20 protein-coding genes and 1 other RNA gene are annotated in these 21,672 nt (G+C 61.6%); 6 read left to right on the top strand and 15 right to left on the bottom strand.

Annotated elements, in window-relative coordinates; genetic code table 11:
- The first annotated feature begins 91 nt into the window (after positions 1-91).
- Positions 92-1,474 carry an oxygen-independent coproporphyrinogen III oxidase gene (gene hemN, locus NL123_RS08115; RefSeq protein WP_248483599.1) on the top strand — a complete coding sequence of 461 codons (1,383 nt, stop codon included), beginning with the start codon at positions 92-94 and terminating at the stop codon, positions 1,472-1,474.
- A 6-nt stretch (positions 1,475-1,480) separates the two neighbouring features.
- Here the strand turns inward: hemN and NL123_RS08110 are convergent, their stop codons facing one another.
- Positions 1,481-1,978 carry a hypothetical protein gene (locus NL123_RS08110; RefSeq protein WP_248483601.1) on the bottom strand — a complete coding sequence of 166 codons (498 nt, stop codon included), beginning with the start codon at positions 1,976-1,978 and terminating at the stop codon, positions 1,481-1,483.
- 155 nt (positions 1,979-2,133) lie between these two features.
- Here NL123_RS08110 and fnr point away from each other — a divergent pair, with 155 nt between their 5' ends.
- Both fnr and NL123_RS08100 read left to right on the top strand, forming a co-directional pair.
- The gene (gene fnr / locus NL123_RS08105; protein WP_058427340.1) at positions 2,134-2,868 is read left to right on the top strand and encodes a fumarate/nitrate reduction transcriptional regulator Fnr; all 735 of its coding nucleotides are present in this window, start codon (positions 2,134-2,136) and stop codon (positions 2,866-2,868) included.
- An 80-nt stretch (positions 2,869-2,948) separates the two neighbouring features.
- On the top strand, positions 2,949-3,497 hold the full coding sequence (locus NL123_RS08100; protein WP_494357551.1) for an adenine phosphoribosyltransferase: 549 nt from the start codon (positions 2,949-2,951) through the stop codon (positions 3,495-3,497).
- 114 nt (positions 3,498-3,611) lie between these two features.
- Here the strand turns inward: NL123_RS08100 and NL123_RS08095 are convergent, their stop codons facing one another.
- The 5 genes from NL123_RS08095 to dnaX all read right to left on the bottom strand — a co-directional run bounded on the left by NL123_RS08095 (position 3,612) and on the right by dnaX (position 9,073).
- Positions 3,612-4,760 carry an acyl-CoA dehydrogenase family protein gene (locus NL123_RS08095; protein ID WP_494357550.1) on the bottom strand — a complete coding sequence of 383 codons (1,149 nt, stop codon included), beginning with the start codon at positions 4,758-4,760 and terminating at the stop codon, positions 3,612-3,614.
- 65 nt (positions 4,761-4,825) lie between these two features.
- Entirely contained in the window at positions 4,826-5,428 is a 603-nt protein-coding gene (recR, locus tag NL123_RS08090) for a recombination mediator RecR (protein WP_015885312.1), read from the bottom strand.
- Positions 5,429-5,486: 58 nt separating this feature from the next.
- Positions 5,487-6,512 carry an NADPH-dependent curcumin/dihydrocurcumin reductase gene (gene curA / locus NL123_RS08085; protein WP_248483606.1) on the bottom strand — a complete coding sequence of 342 codons (1,026 nt, stop codon included), beginning with the start codon at positions 6,510-6,512 and terminating at the stop codon, positions 5,487-5,489.
- Between the two features lie 133 nt (positions 6,513-6,645).
- Complete coding sequence (locus tag NL123_RS08080) at positions 6,646-6,984, bottom strand: YbaB/EbfC family nucleoid-associated protein (RefSeq protein ID WP_017527493.1); 339 nt, start codon at positions 6,982-6,984, stop codon at positions 6,646-6,648.
- Positions 6,985-7,027: 43 nt separating this feature from the next.
- Complete coding sequence (gene dnaX / locus NL123_RS08075; protein ID WP_248483608.1) at positions 7,028-9,073, bottom strand: DNA polymerase III subunit gamma/tau; 2,046 nt, start codon at positions 9,071-9,073, stop codon at positions 7,028-7,030.
- Between the two features lie 133 nt (positions 9,074-9,206).
- On the opposite strand from dnaX, the gene NL123_RS08070 reads away from it, so the two are divergent.
- Both NL123_RS08070 and NL123_RS08065 read left to right on the top strand, forming a co-directional pair.
- Positions 9,207-9,956 carry a substrate-binding periplasmic protein gene (locus NL123_RS08070; RefSeq protein WP_494357549.1) on the top strand — a complete coding sequence of 250 codons (750 nt, stop codon included), beginning with the start codon at positions 9,207-9,209 and terminating at the stop codon, positions 9,954-9,956.
- A gap of 54 nt (positions 9,957-10,010) precedes the next feature.
- Positions 10,011-10,382 (top strand): VOC family protein, encoded by a 372-nt coding sequence (locus tag NL123_RS08065; RefSeq protein ID WP_248483613.1) that lies wholly within the window; start codon positions 10,011-10,013, stop codon positions 10,380-10,382.
- On the opposite strand, the gene NL123_RS08060 is transcribed toward NL123_RS08065, so the two are convergent.
- On the bottom strand, positions 10,296-11,255 hold the full coding sequence (locus NL123_RS08060; protein ID WP_248483615.1) for a DMT family transporter: 960 nt from the start codon (positions 11,253-11,255) through the stop codon (positions 10,296-10,298). The genes NL123_RS08065 and NL123_RS08060 overlap by 87 nt on opposite strands.
- Before the next feature lie 101 nt (positions 11,256-11,356).
- On the opposite strand from NL123_RS08060, the gene NL123_RS08055 reads away from it, so the two are divergent.
- On the top strand, positions 11,357-12,220 hold the full coding sequence (locus NL123_RS08055) for a LysR family transcriptional regulator (RefSeq protein WP_494357548.1): 864 nt from the start codon (positions 11,357-11,359) through the stop codon (positions 12,218-12,220).
- Here NL123_RS08055 and NL123_RS08050 read toward each other — a convergent pair whose 3' ends face one another.
- The 8 genes from NL123_RS08050 to zipA all read right to left on the bottom strand — a co-directional run bounded on the left by NL123_RS08050 (position 12,221) and on the right by zipA (position 21,477).
- On the bottom strand, positions 12,221-12,811 hold the full coding sequence (locus tag NL123_RS08050) for a type 2 periplasmic-binding domain-containing protein (protein ID WP_248483617.1): 591 nt from the start codon (positions 12,809-12,811) through the stop codon (positions 12,221-12,223).
- Position 12,812: 1 nt separating this feature from the next.
- Complete coding sequence (locus NL123_RS08045) at positions 12,813-13,859, bottom strand: N-acetylmuramidase family protein (RefSeq protein ID WP_058427350.1); 1,047 nt, start codon at positions 13,857-13,859, stop codon at positions 12,813-12,815.
- Between the two features lie 157 nt (positions 13,860-14,016).
- On the bottom strand, positions 14,017-15,978 hold the full coding sequence (locus NL123_RS08040; protein ID WP_494357547.1) for a hypothetical protein: 1,962 nt from the start codon (positions 15,976-15,978) through the stop codon (positions 14,017-14,019).
- 20 nt (positions 15,979-15,998) lie between these two features.
- Entirely contained in the window at positions 15,999-16,412 is a 414-nt protein-coding gene (locus NL123_RS08035) for a hypothetical protein (protein ID WP_494357546.1), read from the bottom strand.
- Positions 16,413-16,537: 125 nt separating this feature from the next.
- Positions 16,538-16,634: signal recognition particle sRNA small type (gene ffs / locus NL123_RS08030), an RNA gene on the bottom strand.
- 224 nt (positions 16,635-16,858) lie between these two features.
- Positions 16,859-18,025: a zinc-binding metallopeptidase family protein gene (locus NL123_RS08025; protein ID WP_058427353.1), complete on the bottom strand. Its 1,167-nt coding sequence runs from the start codon at positions 18,023-18,025 to the stop codon at positions 16,859-16,861.
- 143 nt (positions 18,026-18,168) lie between these two features.
- On the bottom strand, positions 18,169-20,526 hold the full coding sequence (gene ligA, locus NL123_RS08020) for an NAD-dependent DNA ligase LigA (protein ID WP_494357545.1): 2,358 nt from the start codon (positions 20,524-20,526) through the stop codon (positions 18,169-18,171).
- Positions 20,527-20,613: 87 nt separating this feature from the next.
- Positions 20,614-21,477 (bottom strand): cell division protein ZipA, encoded by an 864-nt coding sequence (gene zipA, locus NL123_RS08015; RefSeq protein ID WP_058427355.1) that lies wholly within the window; start codon positions 21,475-21,477, stop codon positions 20,614-20,616.
- Between the last annotated feature and the right edge of the window lie 195 nt (positions 21,478-21,672).

Here is a 21,672-nt window from a genome sequence, read left to right as displayed (position 1 = left end):
CATAGCGCCGCTCCCTGTTGATGCAAATCAAGGTGGTCGCCCCGGCCAGCCCCTAGACTCGGCCCACTAGCCTATCCGGGGGAACGCCCGCATGCTCGACGCCATTCGTTGGGATACCGATCTGATTCACCGCTACGACCTGGCGGGACCGCGCTACACGTCCTACCCCACCGCCGTACAATTCGACAGCCAGGTCGGCACCTTCGACCTGCTCCACGCCCTGCGCGACAGCCGCAAGGCGGTGCGGCCGCTGTCGCTGTATGTGCATGTGCCGTTCTGCGCGAACATCTGCTACTACTGCGCCTGCAACAAGGTCATCACCAAGGACCGTGGCCGCGCCCAGGCCTACCTGCAACGCCTGGAGCAAGAGATTCAACTGGTGGCGTGCCACCTTGACCCCAAGCAACCGGTGGAACAGCTGCACTTCGGCGGCGGCACCCCGACCTTTCTCAGCCACGACGAATTGCGCCAGGTGATGAGCTGCCTGCGCCAGCACTTCAATTTGCTGGATGACGATTCCGGCGACTACGGCATCGAGATCGACCCACGCGAAGCGGATTGGGCCACCATGGGCCTGCTGCGCGAGCTGGGTTTCAACCGCGTGAGTATCGGCCTGCAAGACCTCGACCCCGAGGTGCAACGGGCAGTCAACCGCCTGCAAAGCCTGGAAGAAACCCGCGCGGTGATCGATGCGGCACGCACCCTGCAATTTCGTTCGATCAATGTCGACCTGATCTACGGCCTGCCCAAGCAAACGCCGATCAACTTCGCACGCACCGTGGAAGAGGTAATCAGGCTACAGCCCGACCGCTTGTCGGTGTTCAACTACGCCCATCTGCCGGAACGCTTCATGCCCCAGCGGCGCATCAACACCGATGAACTGCCGTCCCCGGCCTCAAAGCTGCTGATGCTGCAAACCACCATCGAGCAACTGACCCAGGCCGGCTACCGCTACATCGGCATGGACCACTTCGCCCTGCCCGACGACGAACTGGCCATCGCCCAGGAAGAAGGCACCCTGCAGCGCAATTTCCAGGGCTATACCACCCACGGTCATTGCGACTTGATCGGGCTTGGTGTGTCGGCGATCAGTCAGATTGGCGACCTGTACTGCCAGAACAGCAGCGACCTCAACGGCTATCAGAACACGCTGGCGGGCGCGCAACTGGCCACCAGTCGCGGCCTGGTGTGTACCACCGATGATCGGTTGCGGCGGGAAGTGATCCAGCAGTTGATCTGCAATTTCAGCCTGGACTTCGAGAAGATCGAGCAGGCGTTCACCATTGATTTTCGCGGATATTTTGCCGAGATCTGGCCGCAACTGGAGGCCATGGCCGAGGATGGCCTGATCAAACTCGACGCCCAAGGCATTCGCGTTTTGCCAGCCGGGCGCCTGCTGGTGCGTTCGGTGTGCATGGTGTTCGATGCCTACCTGGAGCACCAGAACAGGCAGCGGTTTTCGCGGGTGATCTGAAACACCCTACGCCATAGCGAGGGAGCCGGCCTTCAACGCGTCTTCCCCGCTGAGGCCTTTCATGGCCTTGGCCAGGGAGGTTTGTGCAGTCACCAGGCTCGCCTGCAACTGGGCGAGTGCCCCTTGCAGATTGCTGACCTTGATCCGCGCCTCGTCGGGGCTGAGGCTCTTGTCCGCCATCACGGCTTGCAGTTCGGCCTGTTTCTCGGCGATCTGCTCCTTGATCTTGCGAATCATCTTGAGGACCTGCTGGACACTGTCCGGCAGACCGCTGTCTTCGATGTCCTTATTGGGTTTCTTGGCCTCCGTCAGGGCTTTCAAGGCAGCACCGGAAAAGGTCACCTTCACCCCCTCCTCGTCCTTTTTCTCCCGCAACGGCGCTTCAGTAGCGTCCTTGAGCTCTTTGGCAGCCTTGGCGAGCTTGGCCTCTGCCACCAGGTCTTTCGGCTCCGCAAAGGACTGCACCTGAGCGCCTGCCGAGTTCATTGCACCGATGGAAATCATGAATCGAGCCTCCAGGCTCAAGGGTTCGTGACTTTGTATCGGCGGCGACACAAAATTCTTTATACCGTTGCTGGTTTTTTGTACACGCTGGCCTCACCGGCCCCCAGTGCGTTACCCTTACGTCTTATGTGTGTTTTCCCACAAGGATTTAAGAAATGTCCGAGCCAGTCAAACTGCGCGCTCACAGCCAGGCTCATTGCAAGGATTGCAGCCTGGCCCCCCTCTGCTTGCCACTTTCGTTGAATCTGGAAGACATGGATGCGCTGGACGAGATCGTTAAACGTGGTCGCCCGCTGAAAAAAGGCGAGTTCCTGTTCCGCCAGGGCGACAAGTTCGATTCCGTTTATGCAGTACGTTCGGGTGCATTGAAGACGTTCAGCCTGAGCGACAGCGGCGAAGAGCAGATCACCGGTTTCCACCTGCCCAGCGAACTGGTGGGCTTGTCGGGCATGGACACCGAAATTCACCCGGTGTCGGCCCAGGCACTGGAGACTACATCCGTGTGCGAAATCCCCTTCGAACGCCTGGACGAACTGGCCCTGCAATTGCCGCAACTGCGCCGCCAGTTGATGCGCGTGATGAGTCGCGAAATTCGTGACGACCAGCAAATGATGCTGCTGTTGTCGAAGAAAACCGCCGACGAACGCATCGCGACTTTCCTGGTCAACCTGTCGGCGCGGTTCCGTGCCCGGGGGTTCTCGGCCAACCAGTTCCGCCTGAGCATGTCGCGCAACGAAATCGGCAACTACCTGGGCCTGGCGGTGGAAACCGTGTCCCGCGTATTTACCCGTTTCCAGCAGAACGAGCTGATCGCCGCCGAAGGCAAGGAAGTGCATATCCTCGACCCGATCCAGTTGTGCGCGCTGGCCGGTGGTTCCCTGGAAGGTTGACGCAGACACTTGCGGCCGCGCCAACCGGCGAGGCCGCAGGTATACTTCGAGTCCGTTTCCAGCCCCAGGACTCTTCGACGATGACCTTCGATTCGTTCGACATCAAATCCCTGATCCGTCCCGTCATCGACTTCCCCAAGCCGGGGGTGATCTTTCGTGACATCACGCCGCTGTTCCAATCGCCCCGCGCCCTGCGCCTGGTGGCCGACACCTTTGCCCAGCGCTACGTCGAGACCGATTTCACCCATATCGGCGCCATGGATGCGCGGGGTTTCCTGATCGGTTCGATCATCGCCTACCAACTGAACAAACCGCTGATCCTGTTCCGCAAGCAGGGCAAGCTGCCCGCTGACGTGCTGGCCGAGGGTTACCAGACCGAGTACGGCGAGGCCTTCCTGGAAGTGCACGCCGACAGCCTGTGCGAAGGCGACTCGGTGTTGATCTTCGATGACCTGATCGCCACTGGCGGCACCCTGATCGCGGCGGCGAACCTGGTACGCCGCATGGGCGCGAAGATCTTCGAAGCGGCGGCGATCATTGATTTGCCGGAGCTGGGTGGGTCGCAACGTTTGGAAGATATGGGAATTCCAACGTTCTGCCTGACGCAGTTTGCGCTGACTGAACAATAACGGTTGCCTGGGCTGATGCCATCGGGGGCAACCCCCCTCCCACACTTGACCGGTTCACAGATCAAAATGTGGGAGGGGGCTTGCCCCCGATGAGGCGCTGAAAGGCACTAAAGATCAGAAGCCCATCTGCTTACTGATGATTTCATTCATCACCTCGCGGGTGCCACCACCGATGGAGAGGATGCGGTTGTCGCGATACAGCCGCTCCACCAGGCTGCCACGCATGTAACCCTGGCCCCCGAGGATCTGCACCGCGTCATAGGTGACACGGTCTGCGGTGTCGGTGGCAAGGTTCTTGGCCATGGATATCTCTTTGATCACGCTGATACCGGCGGCCATCTTTGCGGCCTGCCGATAAGTGAATTCCCGAGAGACCTCCACGGCGGTGGCCATTTCCGCCAGGCGATGCTTGATCACCTGGAATTTGCCAATGGGTTTGCCGAAGGCTTCGCGCTCGGTGGCCCATTTGAGGCTTTCCTCCAGGGCCAGTTGCGCGGTCATGTTGGCCATGAGCGCCAGGGCCAGCCGCTCGCTCTGGAAGTTACCCATGATGCAGGCAAAGCCCATGTTTTCAGCGCCGATCAGGTTGCCTACGGGCACCCGGCAATCGTCGAAGAACAATTCAGCCGTGTCCGACGCCCACCAGCCCATTTTCTTCAGGGGCGGCCCAACGGTAAAACCGGGAGTGTCTTTTTCGATCAACAGCAGGCTGATCCCGGCAAAGCCCGGCCCGCCGGTACGGACGGCGACGGTGTAGAAATCGGCGCGGATGCCGCTGGTAATGAAGGTCTTGCTGCCGCTGACGCGATAATGGTCACCGTCGCGAATGGCGCGGGTCTGCAGGCTGGCCACATCGGAACCACCGCCCGGTTCTGTGACTGCCAGGGCGATGATCTTCTCGCCCGACAGCACCTGTGGCGCGACGCGCTCACGCACGTCCGGCCGCGCCCATTTGACGACGGGCGGCAAGCCGATATCCAGCGAGCCCAGCCCCGCCACGACGCCGCCAGAACCGCAGCGCATCAACTCTTCGCTGGCGGCCACCTTGGCGAACAGATCGCCTTCATGGCTACCACCGAGGACTTCGGGATAACCGATACCCAGGATCCCCGCCGCTCCCGCCTTGAGGTACAACTCCCGGGGAAAGCTTTCGGCTTCCTCCCAGTGCTCAATCCCCGGCAGCATCTCGCGCTCGACAAAGCGACGCACGCTGTCGCGGACCAATTGGTGGCTGGGGTCGAAGTAGTCCTGATAGGCAGACATCGGCAAGCTCCACGGTGAGGTGGAGCGAAATTACCAAGCGCTTGCTTGGTTATCAAGCCGTGCCGTCAGAGGGCGATCGGTTTGCGGCCGGCAAACGAATGCGCCAGCGTGCCACCATCGACCAATTCCAACTCGCCACCCAGCGGCACGCCATGGGCAATGCGCGAGGTGATCAGGCCTTTGTTGGTCAGCAGTTGGGCAATGTAATGCGCGGTTGCCTCACCTTCCACCGTCGGGTTGGTGGCCAGGATCACTTCGGTGAAAGTGCCCTGCTCTTCGATGCGCGCCACCAGTTGCGGAATGCCGATGGCTTCCGGGCCCAGGCCGTCAAGGGGCGACAGATGGCCCTTGAGCACGAAGTAGCGCCCGCGATAACCGGTCTGCTCCACCGCGTATACATCCATAGGCCCTTCCACCACGCACAGCAGCGTGTCGTCGCGACGCGGGTCGGCGCATTGCGGGCAGAGTTCTTCTTCAGTGAGGGTGCGGCACTGGCGACAGTGGCCCACGCCGGTCATGGCCTGGCTCAAGGCCTGGGCCAACCGGGTGCCGCCGCTGCGATCACGCTCCAGCAGTTGCAGCGCCATACGCTGGGCGGTTTTCTGGCCGACACCCGGCAATGTGCGCAGGGCGTCGATCAGTTGGCGAATCAGGGGGCTGAAGCTCATGGGCGAAGGGTCCGACAAAACAACGAGACGCGGTTTATACCCGCGCCCCGGATTAGCGTCAAATGCGCACCACCAACTTGCCAAAGTTGCGGCCCTCGAGCAAACCGATAAAGGCCTCGGGAGCCTGCTCCAGACCGTCGACCACGTCCTCGCGGAACTTGATCTTGCCGTCGCGCACCCACGGCGCCATGGCGCTGAGGAATTCAGGCTGGCGGTCACCATAGTCATCGAACACGATAAAGCCCTGGATGCGCACGCGCTTGGTCAACAAGGTACGTTGCAGTGCCGGCAAACGATCAGGCCCGCTGGGCGCTTCATGGGCATTGTAGCCGGCGATCAGCCCACACAACGGGATGCGCGCCTTGGGGTTCAACAGCGGCACCACCGCGTCGAACACCTTGCCGCCGACGTTTTCAAAATAGATGTCGACGCCGTTGAAGCACGCCTGGGCCAGGTCATCGGCAAAGGTCGCGCTCTTGTGGTCGACGCAGGCATCAAAGCCCAGTTCGTCCACTACATAGCGGCACTTTTCTGTGCCCCCTGCGATCCCGACCACACGCAAGCCCTTGAGCTTGGCCACCTGCCCCACCACCGAGCCCACTGCGCCGGATGCGGCCGCCACCACCAGGGTTTCCCCGGCCTTGGGTTGACCGATGTCCATCAGGCCCATGTAGGCGGTCATACCCGGCATGCCCAGCACGCCCAGTGCCATCGACGGGCTGGGCAAGCCCTTGGGCACCGGCATCAGGTTGCGACCATCGGAAATACTGTGGCTCTGCCAACCGGTCGCGCCCACCACCAGGTCGCCCACTTCGAATTTCGGATTGCGCGACTGCTCGATACGGCTGACAGCACCACCGGTCATCACTTCGTCGATTTCCACCGGCGCCGCATAGGACGGAGCGTCGCTCATGCGCCCACGCATGTAGGGGTCGAGGGACAGGTACAGGGTTTTCAGCAGGACCTGGCCGTCTGCCAGTTCCGGCAGGTTCACCCGCTCCAGGCGGAAATTTTCCGGGGTGGGTGCGCCCTGGGGGCGTGAGACCAGGACGATGCGCTGGTTCAGGGTCGGTTCTTGAGGCATGAAGGGGCTCCTTTATCGAATCCATCGGTATAGGGTGCAGACCATGCGTGGCGTGCCCGGGTTCGATCCAATTGGCACAAACAAAAATGCCAGGCACAAGGCCTGGCATTGGAGTCTAGCTAAAGCACGCCGATCAGAACGGCAGCTTCATGCCCGGAGGCAGTTGCATGCCCGCGGTCACGCCGGACATTTTGTCCTGGCTGTTGGCTTCGATCTTGCGCACAGCGTCGTTGACGGCCGCGGCGAACAAGTCTTCCAGCACTTCGCGGTCATCATCGCTGACGCCTTCGAGCAGGCTCGGGTCGATGCTCACGCGTTTGATGTCGTGACGACCGGTCATCACCACGCTGACCATATCGCCACCGGCTTTACCGGTGACTTCGGCGTTGGCCAGTTCTTCCTGCATCTTGGCCATTTTTTCCTGCATCTGCTGCGCCTGCTTCATCAGGCCGGCCATGCCACCTTTCATCATGGGAATCACCTCAAAAGTACGTGGATCAATAAGTAGCCCGGTTTTATGACGCCTGGGGCACCGGGGCTTCGACAGGTTCAATAGTATCGTGACGGACGACCGCACCGAACTGTTGCATCATTTGCTGGATGAGCGGATCGGCATGGATCGAATCCTCGGCCTCACGCTGGCGGTTGATGCGCCGGCGGGTCGCGGCCTGGGCCGGGGTTTCCTGCTCGGGCTTGATCAGCTCGATGGCGATGGTCAACGTACGCTCATGGTACTGGTTCAGCGCATCGTTGAGACGACGCTGTTGGGTCGCGTTGAACAGGGCGCTGTGGGCCGGGTCCAGGTGCAACAACCAGTGGTCGCCTTCAATGGAAATCAGCGTGCAGTTGGCGGCGATGCTGCCGGTCATGCCGGAGATCGGCAGTTTCGGGAACAACTCCAGCCATTGCAGGGCCAGGCCGGTGGCCGGCGCCGCAGCGGGCTCCGCTTCCGGCTCGGGGGCCGGTTCGGCGGTGTGCTCGCTGGCCAGATCGTCCAGGTAGCTGTAGGCCGAATCCATGTCCGGCTCGATGTAGTCTTCGTCCAGCGGTGGCTCGTCGTCGAGGTCGATGCCCGGCGTGGCGGCTTCCACCTGCGCCACGGTGGGCTCGGGGACGGGTGCAGAGACCCATTCGGGAGCATCCGGCACCACGCTGTCGGGAGTCGGCGTGGGCATCGGCGTCAGCTCGGGTTGCTCGCCGGTGGTTTCCAGCACGGGCTCCACGGCGGGCACTTGCTCGGCCTCGACTTCAGCTTCGACCGGATCATTCCAGGGCAGGTCGACGACGGGCTCAGGCTCGACAACAGGTTCCGGCTCGACCACTGGCGCAGCCGCCACAGGTTCAGGCACCGGCGCAAGAGCAGGTGCAGCAACCACTGGCGCAGCAACTGCCGCGCCAGCCACTGGTTTGGCGGAATCAACTGTGGCCTGGCTGATCCCCACTGGCTTTAGCGGCTGTCTCGGCGCGTCTGCCGAATCGGCGGGCCGGAAGGCCAGCATTCGCAGCAACACCATTTCAAAACCGCCGCGAGGGTCGGGCGCCAGGGGCAGGTCGCGGCGACCGATCAGGCCCATCTGGTAGTAGAACTGCACATCTTCGGCCGGCAGCGCCTGGGCCAGGGCCAGCACGCGGTCGCGGTCGCCATGGCCGTTGTCGACGCCTTCAGGCAGCGCCTGGGCGATGGCAACACGGTGCAGCACGTTGAGAATTTCCGAGAGCACGCCGTTCCAGTCCGGGCCTTGCTCCGACAGATGGCGCACAGCTTCGAGCAGCGCCTTGGCGTCGCCTTCGATCAGCGCGTGCAGCACGTCGAAGACCTGGCCGTGGTCGAGGGTGCCGAGCATGGCGCGCACGTCGGCGGCCATGACCTTGCCTTCACCAAAGGCGATGGCCTGGTCGGTGAGGCTCATGGCATCGCGCATCGAACCATCGGCGGCGCGGCCAAGCAGCCACAGCGCGTCGTCTTCGAACGGTACGTTTTCGACGCCCAGCACATGGGTCAAATGCTCGACCACCCGCTCGGGGGTCATGTTTTTCAGGGAGAACTGCAGGCACCGCGACAGAATCGTTGCAGGAAGTTTCTGCGGGTCGGTGGTGGCCAGGATGAATTTGACGTAGGGCGGCGGCTCTTCCAGGGTTTTCAACAGGGCGTTGAAGGAATGGCTGGACAGCATGTGCACTTCGTCGATCAGGTAGACCTTGAAGCGGCCACGGCTGGGCGCGTACTGCACGTTGTCGAGCAGCTCGCGGGTGTCTTCGACCTTGGTGCGGCTCGCGGCGTCGATCTCGATCAGGTCGACGAAACGCCCTTCGTCGATTTCCTTGCACACCGAGCAGGTGCCGCAGGGCGTCGAAGTGATACCGGTTTCACAGTTCAGGCATTTGGCGATGATGCGCGCAATGGTGGTCTTGCCCACCCCGCGGGTACCGGTGAACAGGTAGGCGTGGTGCAGCCGTTGGCTGTCCAAGGCATTGATCAGAGCCTTGAGCACATGGGTCTGGCCGACCATTTCGCGGAACGAGCGCGGACGCCATTTACGTGCAAGAACCTGATAACTCATCGAAAACCGTCGCAACTGGGAAGCGGAAGCCGGTAATGCTAGCGGAGCAAGGGGGAAATTGCATCCGGCACGCTCGCCTAATCTGACTAAGCTTGCCGGGTTGGCCCCAAAAAGGCCTGAACCCGGAGTGTGTATGCGCGTAGTCCTGGGCGCTTTATGGATGATCACCACGGCTTGCCTGGCAGCGCCCGCACCGTTGCGTTTCTCGGTTTCCGACAGCTGGGCGATGCCCCTGGTGCAATTGGAGGGCGGCCGGCCCACCCAGGGCATTTTGTATGACCTGATGTTGAGCCTGGCTACCCAGGTCGGCAGGCCGGCCGAATTCCATGTGTTGGCACGGGCGCGTATCTCAAGTGCCATGGAGCATGGCGATATCGATGTGCGCTGTTATGTCACCCAGGCCTGGGTCGACGAAGCGTCCGGCGATTACGTCTGGAGCGTGCCGCTGATGGTGCAGCGCAACCTGTTGGTGAGCACCCACATCCCCCCGAAGCCGGTAGAGCTGGACACACTCGCGCCGCAGGCGATCGGCACCGTGCTCAATTACCGGTATACGACCCTCGACCCGCTGTTCGCCAAAGACCAACTCAGCCGCGACGATGCGCGTAGCGAAGAGCAGGTGCTGCACAAACTGGTGGCCGGGCGCTTCAAGTTTGCGGTGAGCAACGAATGGATACTCGACCGTTTCAACCAACGCCTGCCGGTCGGCAAACGGCTGCACAAGGTTGTGGTGATTGATGAGCAGCGCCTGGGCTGTATCGTGCGCAACGCCCCGAATGTGCCGGTGCAGCAGATCCTGCGCACCTTGCTGCGCATGCAGCAGTCGGGCGAGATCGAGCAGATCATCCGGCTCTACACCGGTGAGACTCCTGACAGAAACTGACAGTGCCGCCTTATAGACTTGGCGCCATCGAACACGCATTCCCAAGGAGCCTGCATGAACACCCTCGCCCATTACTTCCTGCTGTACGTCGACAGCCCGGCCACCAGCGCCAACTTCTATAGCCGCCTGCTGGACAAGCCGCCCGTGGAACTCAACCCGACCTTCGCCCTGTTCATTCTCGACAATGGCGTAAAGCTGGGGCTGTGGTCGCGCCATACCGTGGAACCGGCGGCCCGGCTCACCGGGGGTGGCGGCGAAGTGGGCTTGTCCCTGGCTGACCAAGCCGCTGTGGACGCGCTGCATGATCAATGGGTAGCGCGCGGCGCAACCATCATCCAGTCACCGACCACCCTGGACTTCGGCTACACCTTCGTCGCCCAGGACCTCGACGGCCACCGGCTGCGCGCGTTTTGCCTGAGCGACTGACCGCCAGCGCCCCTCCAGGCTGATGGCGGCTACACTGGCCAACACGATCACACCGCCCAGCACCACTTGCAGGGCGATGTGCTCACCGAGCAGCGTTGCCGCCATCGTCATCGCCACCGGCGGGATCAGGTACATCGCCACCGATGCGCGGCTGACCTCGACATGTTTCAACACATAGCCCCAGGCCAGGTACGCCAGGGCGCTGGGGAAAATCCCGAGCACCAGCACCGCGAGGTTCTCCGGCAACGGCGCCTGCACCACGGCAGCCGACAGGCCCGGCAGGTTCACACAGAGCATCAAGGTGCCGGCCCAGACCATGTAGCAGGCCATCGTCAGCGGGCTATAGCGATGGGCGTAATGTTTCTGGATGGCGAAGTACAGGCTCCATGACACCGCCGCCAGCAGGATCAGCAAGCCGCGCGGGTCGATATCACCCACGCCGTGATCGCCCCAGATCACCACCAGCACGCCGAGCAAACCCAGCAGCACGCAGCTCCAGCGCCAGAGGCTGACCCGCTCCTTCAAGCAGAAGAACGCGATCAACACGCTGAACAGCGGCGCCGATTGCGCCAGTACACTGGACGCCGCCGCCGTCACGAACTGCTGGCCGTAATTCAGGCTGGTGTGGTGCAGGAACACCCCGAAAAAACTCAACACCAACAGCCACGGCAGATCCCGCAGACGTGGCCGACCGATGCCCAGCATCAGCGCCACACCGGCCATGAACAGCGAGGCGATCAGAAACCGCAGCAGCGCAAGCTGGCCAGGGCTGTAGCTGTGCAGGCCGATGTGCACGCCAATCGGCGAATAGGCCCAACAGAGGATGACGCTGGCGATGACTAGCGTAAGCTTCAGGGGTGACGGGGTGTTCATCGACGGCATCCGAAACGGGGAAGGAATGCCGTCAGTCTTCGCCCGAGCAACGCGCAGGACAATTAACCGTTTCTGACTTCTGAAATCACTGGAACTGAGCAATGGAACTGGCCCAACTGAAAATGGTGCGAGCCGTGGCGCAAACCGGCAGCGTGGCCCAGGCCGCCGTGCAATTGCATTGTGTGCCGTCCAACATCACCACGCGCATCAAGCAGCTGGAAAGTGAGTTGGGCACACCGCTGTTTATCCGCGCCGGGCGCGGGCTGGCGATCAGTGCGGCCGGTGAGATCTTCCTGGAGTATTGCGAACGTATCCTGGCGCTGGTGGACGAGTCCAAACGCGCGGTCGACGCCAACGCGATTCCCCGTGGCACCCTGCGTATCGGCGCTGTGGAGTCCAGCGCCAGCGGACGCCTGCCGCCGTTGCTGGCCGAATACCATCGGCGCTACCCGGATGTCAGCCTGGAGCTGGTGACCGGTGCCTGGGGCGAACTGCTCGATGACCTGCAACACCACCGCCTGGACGTGGCGCTGGTGGCCGCCGGCAACAAACGCGCAAAGCTCGAACACAGCGTGGTCTACAGCGAACGCCTGGTGCTGATCGCCAGCGCCTCCAGCGCACCGATCCGCAGCGCCGAAGACCTGGCCGGTCGCACGCTGCTGGTATGGCCGCCCGGCTGCCCTTATCGGGCGGCGCTGGAGAACTGGGTCAAGCCCCACGCGTTCAAGCCGGCCATTGCCAGCTATGCCAGCTGGGGCACGATCATCGGTTGTGTCAGTGCGGGAATTGGCGTGGCACTGGTGCCGGAAGGCATCCTGGCCCGCTATGAGCAGGCCAATCAGCTGGCGTCGTACCGGTTCGAGGAACTGCAGGCGGTGGACAACCTGCTGTTCTGGCACAAGGACACCCAGCGGCACCTGGCGCGGGATGCGTTTGCCGGGTTGTTGCGCGAAACTTTCGGCTGATCAGCTTTTGGGGGCAGCCAGATGGCTGTACTGATCCTGGCTGATCCACCCGGTAAACGAGCGGTCATCGGCATTGATGAACTCGACCTGGGCCCAGCCATCCTTGAAGGCCAGCACTCCAACCACATCATTCTTGACGATGTACGGACGCTTGGCGGCCTTGGCACTTGGGTTTTTCAGCAGGTAAGCCTTGTCGGCGGACACCTTCACCAGGCCGATCCATTTCGTGTTGGCGGTCTGGCTCAGGTCCAGGCCGGTGGCGATCTCCGGCATCAGCACATTGAGGCAACCCGGATGCTGGCGGCCTTCTGCCACGGTCAGGGTCACACCATCGGACGAGGGTGCCAGGCTGCCGGGGTAGGTGGCGTCGGCCCAGGTAGTCAGCGCAGCGGGTTTGCCTTGCAGGTAGAACGTGCAACTGCGGGTGACGCCCTCGCCCATCGCTTCCGAGTAGTAACCCTCCACCTGGTGCTCAGGCGTCACCGCCAGCATCAGCCCTTCATACTTGCCCGAATGCAACGCGGGCGAACCGGCAAACGCAGGGGCTACAGCGCACAACGACAACACACCGATCGCTAGAAAACGGATCATCTTATTTTTTCCCTTCAAGTTTCTCGTAGGCTTTTTGCATAAGGACGTCATAGTTGCCGTAGTCCTCGCCGTTATAGTTACGCGCCATGCCGGTAAAATCCTTGGCTTTCATGGCTTTCATCAACGCCGGGCTCTTGCTGCAAAAACCGAGGAAGGCCTTTAGTTGGTTACCGGCATTCACTTTCAATGCCGCAGAGAATTCAAACACCGTCTTGTAGCCGCAGGACGCGTAGTTGAAGCCCATGATCTGAAACATGCCCCAGGACGCCGACATCAACGCGGCTTCCTGATCCAGCGCAAACGCGGTGGCCATGGTTTCCCAGGCCTTGGTCTGGTCCTTGTTATTGGTCTGCCACTGCGGCCCGGCTTTTTTCTTGTAGGGGTAGGACAGCAGCGGATGCGCCTGGTCGTAGATGTGCTTGGTGTACTTGCGAAACAGGTGCCCTTCGAACGCGATTACCGGCAACTTGGCCGGGCCGAAACCCGAACGGCCGCCGGATTCTACCGTGGCGAAGGCCTTGATGATGTTCACCGAAATACCGCCACCCAACTGCGTAGCGGCATTCTGGAAATCCGTCTCGCTGAGGGTCATGCCCCCGTCGCACGTGGCCTGCAGCATCAATTGACGGTTGCGCTTCTCGGCCTCGATCATCGCGCGCATGCGGTCCAGGTACACATTGACCGTGGCCTGCACCGCGTCACCCTGATTGTTGCCGAACACATTCAGAAAGCTCGGGATACGCATGCTCGGGAACGCCTTTACCGGCACCTTCACCGCTTCTTCGATCAGGCTGTTGAAGGTTTTACCGGTCGGGTCGATCACGCCATCAGGGTGGGCATATTTGAGATGACGGAATTGATACTGGCTGATGCATTGCACCAATTGGCCATCGCACTTGCCGTTTTCGGCCAGCGGGAAGCCCATTTTTGGAATGATCAGATTGAACAAGTATTGGACGCACTGCACATCGGCGGGCAAGTTGCGGGCTTTGCCGGGCGCGCCTACCGAAGCACTGATAAGACGGGGCAACCCTTGCAGGCTTTTCATCACAGACATCCTTGTTAGTTAAAGAAGCGATGGCACTTCAATATCAACTTCACACACTTGTCACACTCTGAAACAAGTGGCTGGCGGAAACTAACAAGGTGGTTTTAGGTTGTCCAGAGCGACCTGCAAAAGTTGTGAAACAGCCGAATTAAATCATTCAGTAGCCGTGGAATTCACGGGTTTTCTGATAGGTGTGGAAATCAATCCACTCGACTACATCGTAAGGCAGGTAAAGCTGCATCCGCGCGCGGGAAATGGCGATATACACCTCGCACAGCCGTTGGTCGAACGCGTAGGCGTCCTTGAACTTCACGTTGGTCAGCAACTCGGGCGTCAGCAATACCCGGTCAAACTCCATGCCGCCCGCCTCTGCCGCCAGCATTAGCAGGCAACGCTTGCCGGGCACGCCGCCCAGCCGGTTCAAGCGTGTGATGTCGGCGACGTTGAAGCCTTTTTCCAACTCGCTCTCGACCCACAGAAACGCTTCATCGAACTGGCTGGCATCGCGCACCTGTTGCCAATCGTCCATGTCGCTGAAATACGCATGGGGACCGTTGTCGTTGTGCTCGTTGCTGTAGAACTGCGGCTTGAACAAGGCGATGACGCTGATCATGAAGTGCTGCAGATCCTGCTGCGCTGCAGTGTCGAAGAACCCGAACGGGCAGTTGGCCTGCTGCAACTGGATGGCCCATTTCATGGTGTCCCAATGGGAGGCGGTCAACACCACGCAGCCTTCCGGCGGCACGAAGCCCTGGGGGTAATGCTCGATGCCGACGTCGGCATCCCGCGCGCCTTCGAAGGGGGTTTTGCACTTTTGTGAGTGCACGCTGATCAACGGGTTGACCAGGCGCTCGACGTTGCGGCCCGAGCGCACCGAGTAACTGATGTCGGTGTGCCGGACTTCGCGCTTTCTTCGCACCATCACACCGCTGGCCAATTGGTATTCATCGCCGAGGGTGATCAATACCTGGCGGCCACGCTCGATAATCTGCAACAACGAAGGCGGGATGTCCTGGCTTTCATCGATCAACACGTGGGTATAGCGAGGCGGCACCACACAGCCTTCGAGACTCGCACGCTTGATCAGCCACAATGCCGCGAAGGCAGTCTGGCCGGCCCACTGTGGGTTGGCCTCCAGGTACGTCCACAACCGGCTGGAATACTCCAGCAACGCCTGGGTATCCACGCTGGACAACGGGTGCTTGAAATGCGGCAGGTGCCTGGCCGACAGGCTGTGATGACTGGAGTGGCAATAGCTTTCGAGCACCTTCAGACAGATATCCAGCGTCGCCACGCCCTCGTGCCCCCGCCAGCCGTGGATATTCAGGGTCTGCGACACTTCATGCTTGCCGGGCAACCTGGCAGGCGTGCCCTGCACGGATGGGCGCGGCCCCTGCAGCAGCGCCTTGGCGAACGCGGCGAAGGTCGAACCCGCCTTGCTGTCCTTCCCCAACCCCATGCGCTCACGCAGGGTCGCCAGTTTGGCCCCTGTGCGTGCCAGCACCAGGGTCTGGGCGGGGCGCAGGCACTCCATCAAGGCGCCGAGCAGGTGGCTCTTGCCGATGCCCGCGTAGCCCTGGACATGCAGGTCTTCATTGAGGTTGGCGCGGAAGGTACGCACCAGTTTGTCCTGGGCCGGGCTGAGCCAGCGCTCGCGCTGGCGGGGCGTGATCATCTGTTGGCTGAATGGATCATTGCTGCGCAGGTGGCGGACCTTATAGCCGATATCCCATTTGCCCGTAGGCAGCAGGTAATCCCGCGCCGCGACTTCTTCAGCCGACAGCAGGCGCAGGTTGACGCTTTTAAGCGCGTTGAAACCGAAGTAGAGCTTGCGCGGATCGAACAGTCGCTGGGCTTCGGACAGCAGCGTCGCAGCGCCCCCTGCCCGCGTGTCGACCGACCAGTCGAGCAACTTGGCCAGGATGCGTTCGGCGCCCGCGCAGGTCAGGTCTTTTTCCGCGGCCTGGGCCAGGTTCTGGATGACCAGTACGGCGGCCAGTTCCGGGTCCGTCAGGCCAGCCAGGGCCAGGGCGCCGTCCGTACCGAGCAGGGCCGTGCAGGTTTCATCCGTGACAGGCAGGAAGACCGGGCTGGATAAATCGAAGTGTTCAGGTTGCATAGTGCCTCGCCGCCAGGGAATCAGGCATTGCCCTGACCGCCCAGTTCAAACCGATACTCGCCCAGGGAGCCCGACATACCGCCGCAATGAGGGCCTGCGTCAGCCGCAGACGCCATCGCATTGATCTGTTGCTGGAGTTCGAACACAGCCATATCGAGCAACCGCCGCAAGTCTTCGGCGCTCTGCGCGGCCACGTTCAATTGCAGCGTGCAGGCGCCCGCCAGCGGTGGCTGCGCGGGCTCGTCAACGACTTCCGCAGAGCGGATCATTTCCGCCTGGCTGAGGATTTCCGCGTGTTCATCGTCCATCAGGTCCAGCACCCTCGACAATTCCAGGGTCTGCTCAGGGTGGGATTGAATGCGGTCCTTGATCTCCAGGCGGCGCATCTGCCATTCCCGCAGTTTTTCGCGAGTGAGGTCGTCGACTTTTTCCACGTGTGCTGTCTCCGGATGCCAGGCACTGGAGTATGCCGCCATGGACTGCCCGATGGCAGATGGCGTGAAAGCATTTTTGATTTGGATTTGAAGAGGTATTGCAAGGAAGAGCGTTATGGAGGCAACCCCACCAGCCACACCCCGGCACACAATGTTCCCGCTGTGGCTGCTGCCTTCCGGCTCTGACCAGGTTCACGGGTAATCGTTGCGGGGGGACCGATGGGGTCACCATAACGACGCTGGCCTCTCGGCAAGCGGGGCCATTGTACCGATCTCATCGGAAGTTACAACCGTTGGGGCCGGATTAAAAATATGAAGGGGTTCAAGTACTTGTCACCGTCAACAGCATCTGTGGGAGGGGGCTTGCCCCCGATGACGGTACACCAGCCAATAAACAGGTGACTGACCCAGCGCCATCGGGGGCAATCCCCCTCCCACAGCGCTCATCATTGTGCCAGTACCACCTCATCTGCCCGGCCGCCTTCTTCCTGGATCACCAGGTGAATGAAGTGCAGCTTGGCGATCACCGCTGGGGGCAGCACGAAGGGATAGAAATCCGGCTGGCCCATGCTGCGCGACAGTTCGTTGAGCATGCCAGCCAGTTCGATCCAAGCGTTGACGAATGACAGGAATGCCACGCCGCCCGGGTGTTCGGGATCATAGAGCGTGCTGAGGGGAAATGGCTGGTAATCCAGGTCCATCTCGCGGGCGCTCATGCCAAAGCCGAGGGCGGTATCGACGGCATCCATCATGTGCAGGTAGTGCGCCCAGGTTTCAGCCCAGTCTTCCCAGGGGTGCATGGTGGCGTAGGCGCTGACGCAGGTTTGCTGCCAATCGGCGCGTGGGCCGTGCTGGTAGTGCTGGTCGAGGGCGTCGGCATAACTGGCACGTTCGTCGCCGAACAGGTTGCGAAACGGTTCAAGCCAGTGGGTATTGGCGATCAGGCGATCCCAGTAATAATGGCCGACCTCATGGCGAAAGTGGCCGAGCAGCGTGCGATAGGGTTCGCGCATCTGGACGCGGACCTTTTCCCGGTGGGCGTCGTCGGCTTCCTTGATATCGAGGGTGATCAGGCCGTTCGCGTGACCGGTCATGGGCGCGTTGCCCTCCAGGTCGATACCGACAAAATCGAAGGCCAGGCCGGTGTCTTCGTCGACGCTTTTGGGCACCACTTGCAAACCCAGGCTGATCAATTGCGCGACCAACCGGCGCTTGGCGGTTTCGACTTTGCGCCAGCGCTCGTGGTTTTCCGGGATCGACAGGTCAGGAATGGTGCGGTTCAGGCTGCATGCCACGCACAGCGGCGCAGTGCTGTGCGCCGGGATCAGCCAGTTGCAGGCGGCCGGGGTGTCGAGGTTGGCGCAGCGGCGGAAGGCGCCGGCGTCGAGGTTACCGTCCTGCAGCCAGGTGCCTTCGACCGGGCCGGGCTGCAGGGAGTCCAGCCGGGCTTGTTGGGGTTGGTAGCCCAGCAGCGCCTGGCAGGCCAGGCACTGGCTGTTGCGAAAGAACAGCGATTGGCCGCAGCGGCACTGCCACACCTTGCTGTCGCGGGATGTGCCGGCTACGAACGGTGCAGCGATGCGCGAACTGAGTTGCTCGAAGTAGCGGAACATGGCGATCTCTCCCTGGGTGACTGAGACTAGATCACTTTCTGTTCAGGATCGTTCCACTTTCGTTAGGGTTGGGGGGCTGCTGCGCAGCCCGACGCGGGGCAAGCCCGCTCGCCACAGCAAGCCCGCTCGCTACAAAGTGCAAATCAGACGGTGATGTTGTGCTTGGCAAGGAAGGAGACGAAGGCTTCTTCATCCAATACCTTCAGGCCCAGTTCGCTCGCCTTGGCCAGCTTGGAACCCGCCCCCGGCCCCGCCACCACGCAGTGGGTCTTCGCCGAGACGGAACCCGCCACCTTGGCCCCGAGGCTTTCGAGTTTTTCCTTGGCCACGTCACGGCTCATCAGTTCCAGGGAGCCGGTGAGTACCCAGGTGTGCCCCGCTTCGGGCAAACCTTCGACGACTTTCTTCTCGCTCAACCAGTGCATGCCGAAGTCCTTGAGCTGCTGCTCGATGGCCAGGGCATGGTTGGCGTTGTCGGCGTTATCGAAGAACTCGCGCACCGCCTTGGCCTGCTTCTCGGGCAAGGCCTGGCGCATGTCCAGCCAGTCGGCCTTGATCACGCCTTCGAGGGTGACGAACTTGTCTGCCAACTTTTGCGCAGCGCCCGGGCCGACGCTCGGCACATGCAACTTGTCGAGCAAGCCGCCCAGGGTGGTACTGGCGGCGAATTCGGCGCTCAGGTCGCCCTGGTCCTGCAATTGCAGGCCGCACTCCTGCGGCGACAGCAGTGCGCCGATCACGTCCTGGTTATGGCTGTCTTCAAAAAAGCTGTGGATCTCGTGCGCCACTTCCAGGCCCACGTCCGGCAGGTACGTCAGCACTTGCGGCAAGGCCTTCTGCACGCGCGCCAGGGACGCCAACGAGCGCGCCAGCACTTTGGCGGTCTCCTCGCCCACGTCGGGAATGCCCAGGGCGTAGATGAACCGCGCCAGGGTCGGGGTCTTGCTGTTTTCGATAGCGGTGATCAGCTTCTTGCTGGAAATATCGGCAAAGCCTTCCAGGTCGATGATCTGCTCGTACTTGAGCTTGTAAAGGTCGGCCGGTGAGCCGATGAGCTTTTCATCCACCAATTGCTCGATGGTCTTGTCGCCCAGGCCATCGATGTCCATGGCGCGGCGCGAGACGAAATGAATGATCGCCTGCTTGAGCTGCGCACCACAGGCCAGACGCCCGACGCAACGGTACACCGCGCCTTCGCTGACGGTTTCCTTGCCCTTGCTGCGCTTGACCAGTTGCGTGCGCTCCACATGGGAGCCGCACACCGGGCAGCTCTGCGGGATCGGCACCGCACGGGCGTCTTCCGGGCGGCGCTCAAGCACCACCGACACCACCTGCGGGATCACATCCCCAGCGCGGCGGATGATCACGGTATCGCCGATCATCACACCCAGGCGCGCGACTTCGTCCATGTTGTGCAGGGTGGCGTTGGACACGGTCACGCCCGCAACCTTGACCGGCTTCAAGCGCGCCACAGGCGTCACGGCGCCGGTACGGCCAACCTGGAATTCCACGTCGAGCAGTTCGGTCAGCTCTTCCATGGCCGGGAATTTATGCGCGATGGCCCAGCGCGGTTCGCGGGCGCGAAAGCCCAGTTCACGCTGGGAGACGATGCTGTTGACCTTGAACACCACACCGTCGATCTCATACGGCAGGCTGTTACGCCGCTCGCCGATGTCACGGTAGTAGTCCAGGCAATCCTGAATACCTTTGGCCAGCTTCAGCTCATGGCTGATGGGCATGCCCCACTGCTTCAACTGTTGCAGGTTGCCGATGTGGGTGTCGCTGATATCGGTGGTCACGCCGTAGCAGCAGAACTCCAGCGGGCGGCTGGCGGTGATCTTCGAGTCCAGCTGGCGCAGGCTGCCGGCAGCGGCGTTGCGCGGGTTGGCGAAGGTCTTGCCGCCGACTTCCAGTTGCGCGGCGTTGAGTCGCTCGAAACCGGCCTTGGACATGAACACTTCGCCGCGCACCTCCAGGGTTGCCGGCCAGCCACTGCCGTGCAGTTTCAGCGGGATGTTGCGCACGGTGCGCACGTTGACGCTGATGTCTTCGCCGGTGGTGCCGTCGCCTCGGGTGGCGCCGCGAACCAGCTCACCGTCCTGATACAGCAGGCTGACCGCCAGGCCGTCCAGCTTCGGTTCGCAGCTGTATTCCACCGTCGCGCCAGCGCCGAACAGATCGCCCACCGGCAGGTCGAGGCCTTCGGTGACCCGGCGATCAAACTCGAGCATGGTGGTTTCATCAAACGCGTTGCCCAGGCTGAGCATCGGGATCTCATGCTTGACCTGGGTGAACGCCGACAACGCCGCACTACCGACCCGCTGCGTCGGAGAATCGCGCGTCACCAGGTCCGGGTGCTCGGCCTCCAGGGCCTTGAGCTCGTGGAACAAGCGGTCGTACTCGGCGTCCGGAATACTCGGCTCGTCGAGGACGTGGTAGCGGTAGTTGTGCTGATCCAGTTCAGCGCGCAGTTCGAGGATGCGGGTGTGGGCGGCGGTCATGGGTGTTCTCTCATAAAGCAAAAGAGCAGCCGAAGCTGCTCAATATGTTAGTGCACGGATTCTACAGGCAACGCTTAAGCTCGGACCTCAGCGCTTCTGTGTCAGGGCGCGACGCTCGAACTCGACGATGCGCTGACGGTAGTGTTCGATGGTTTGCGCGGTCAGCACGCTGCGCTGGTCGTCCTTGAGCTCGCCATTGAGCTCCTGGGACAACTTGCGGGCGGCGGCCACCATCACGTCGAACGCCTGCTTCGGGTGACGCGGGCCTGGCAGGCCAAGGAAGAAGCTCACGGCCGGGGTGCTGAACAGGTCGATATCGTCCAGGTCGAAGGTGCCCGGCTTGACCGCATTGGCCATGGAGAACAGCACTTCGCCGTTGCCGGCCATGCTTTCGTGACGGTGGAAGATATCCATCTCGCCAAACCGCAGGCCGCTTTCGAGGATGTTCTGCAACAGGGCCGGGCCCTTGAAGCCAGCAGCGTCGCGGCAGATCACGCTGATCACCAGCACTTCTTCGGCGGCCGGCTGGTCGTTCACGGACTGGCGCGGGGCATTCTTGCCGGCGTTTTCGTCGGGGAAATCATCGTCGCGGCTGCTGAAGCTCGGGCCGTCATTGACGTCAAGGTCCAGGTCAGCCTGGCGCGGTTCTGCGACCACCGGAGCGGTGCGCTTGCCACGCTTGGATGACGGCTCGCGGGCTTCACGCACCGGCGCGCTCATCGACGGCAAGTCGTGCTCGTCCAGTTGCGGTTCTTTATGGGTATCCAGCACACGGGGCGGCCCCAGCAGCTCGGCGCTGCCGTCGTCGTCGGGCAAGTTGGACAGGTTGCGGTCCAGACGGAATTTGAGCTTGCCCTTGCCACCGCGCATGCGGCGCCAGCCATCAAAAAGAATACCGGCAATGACAATAATGCCGATGACGATCAGCCACTCGCGCAGACCGATTTCCATGTAATCCCGTGCCTCTAATAAAAAATGCTGAAAAATAAGGGGTTTAGCAACGTGCAAACCGCTTTAAAACGTGGCGCCAACTCTATGTTCTGACTGACGTTTTGCCCACGCATACGAAAATTTGACATTAAACTAGCACGACCAAAGATAACTTTACACCGTCTGTCAAAATGCCTTGAACAAATATGTCCATTT

The organism is Pseudomonas sp. FBCC-B1565 (genome assembly GCF_059133265.1).
The sequence above is the reverse complement of the archived record's forward strand: the minus strand, read 5'-3'. Positions and strand labels throughout refer to the sequence as shown.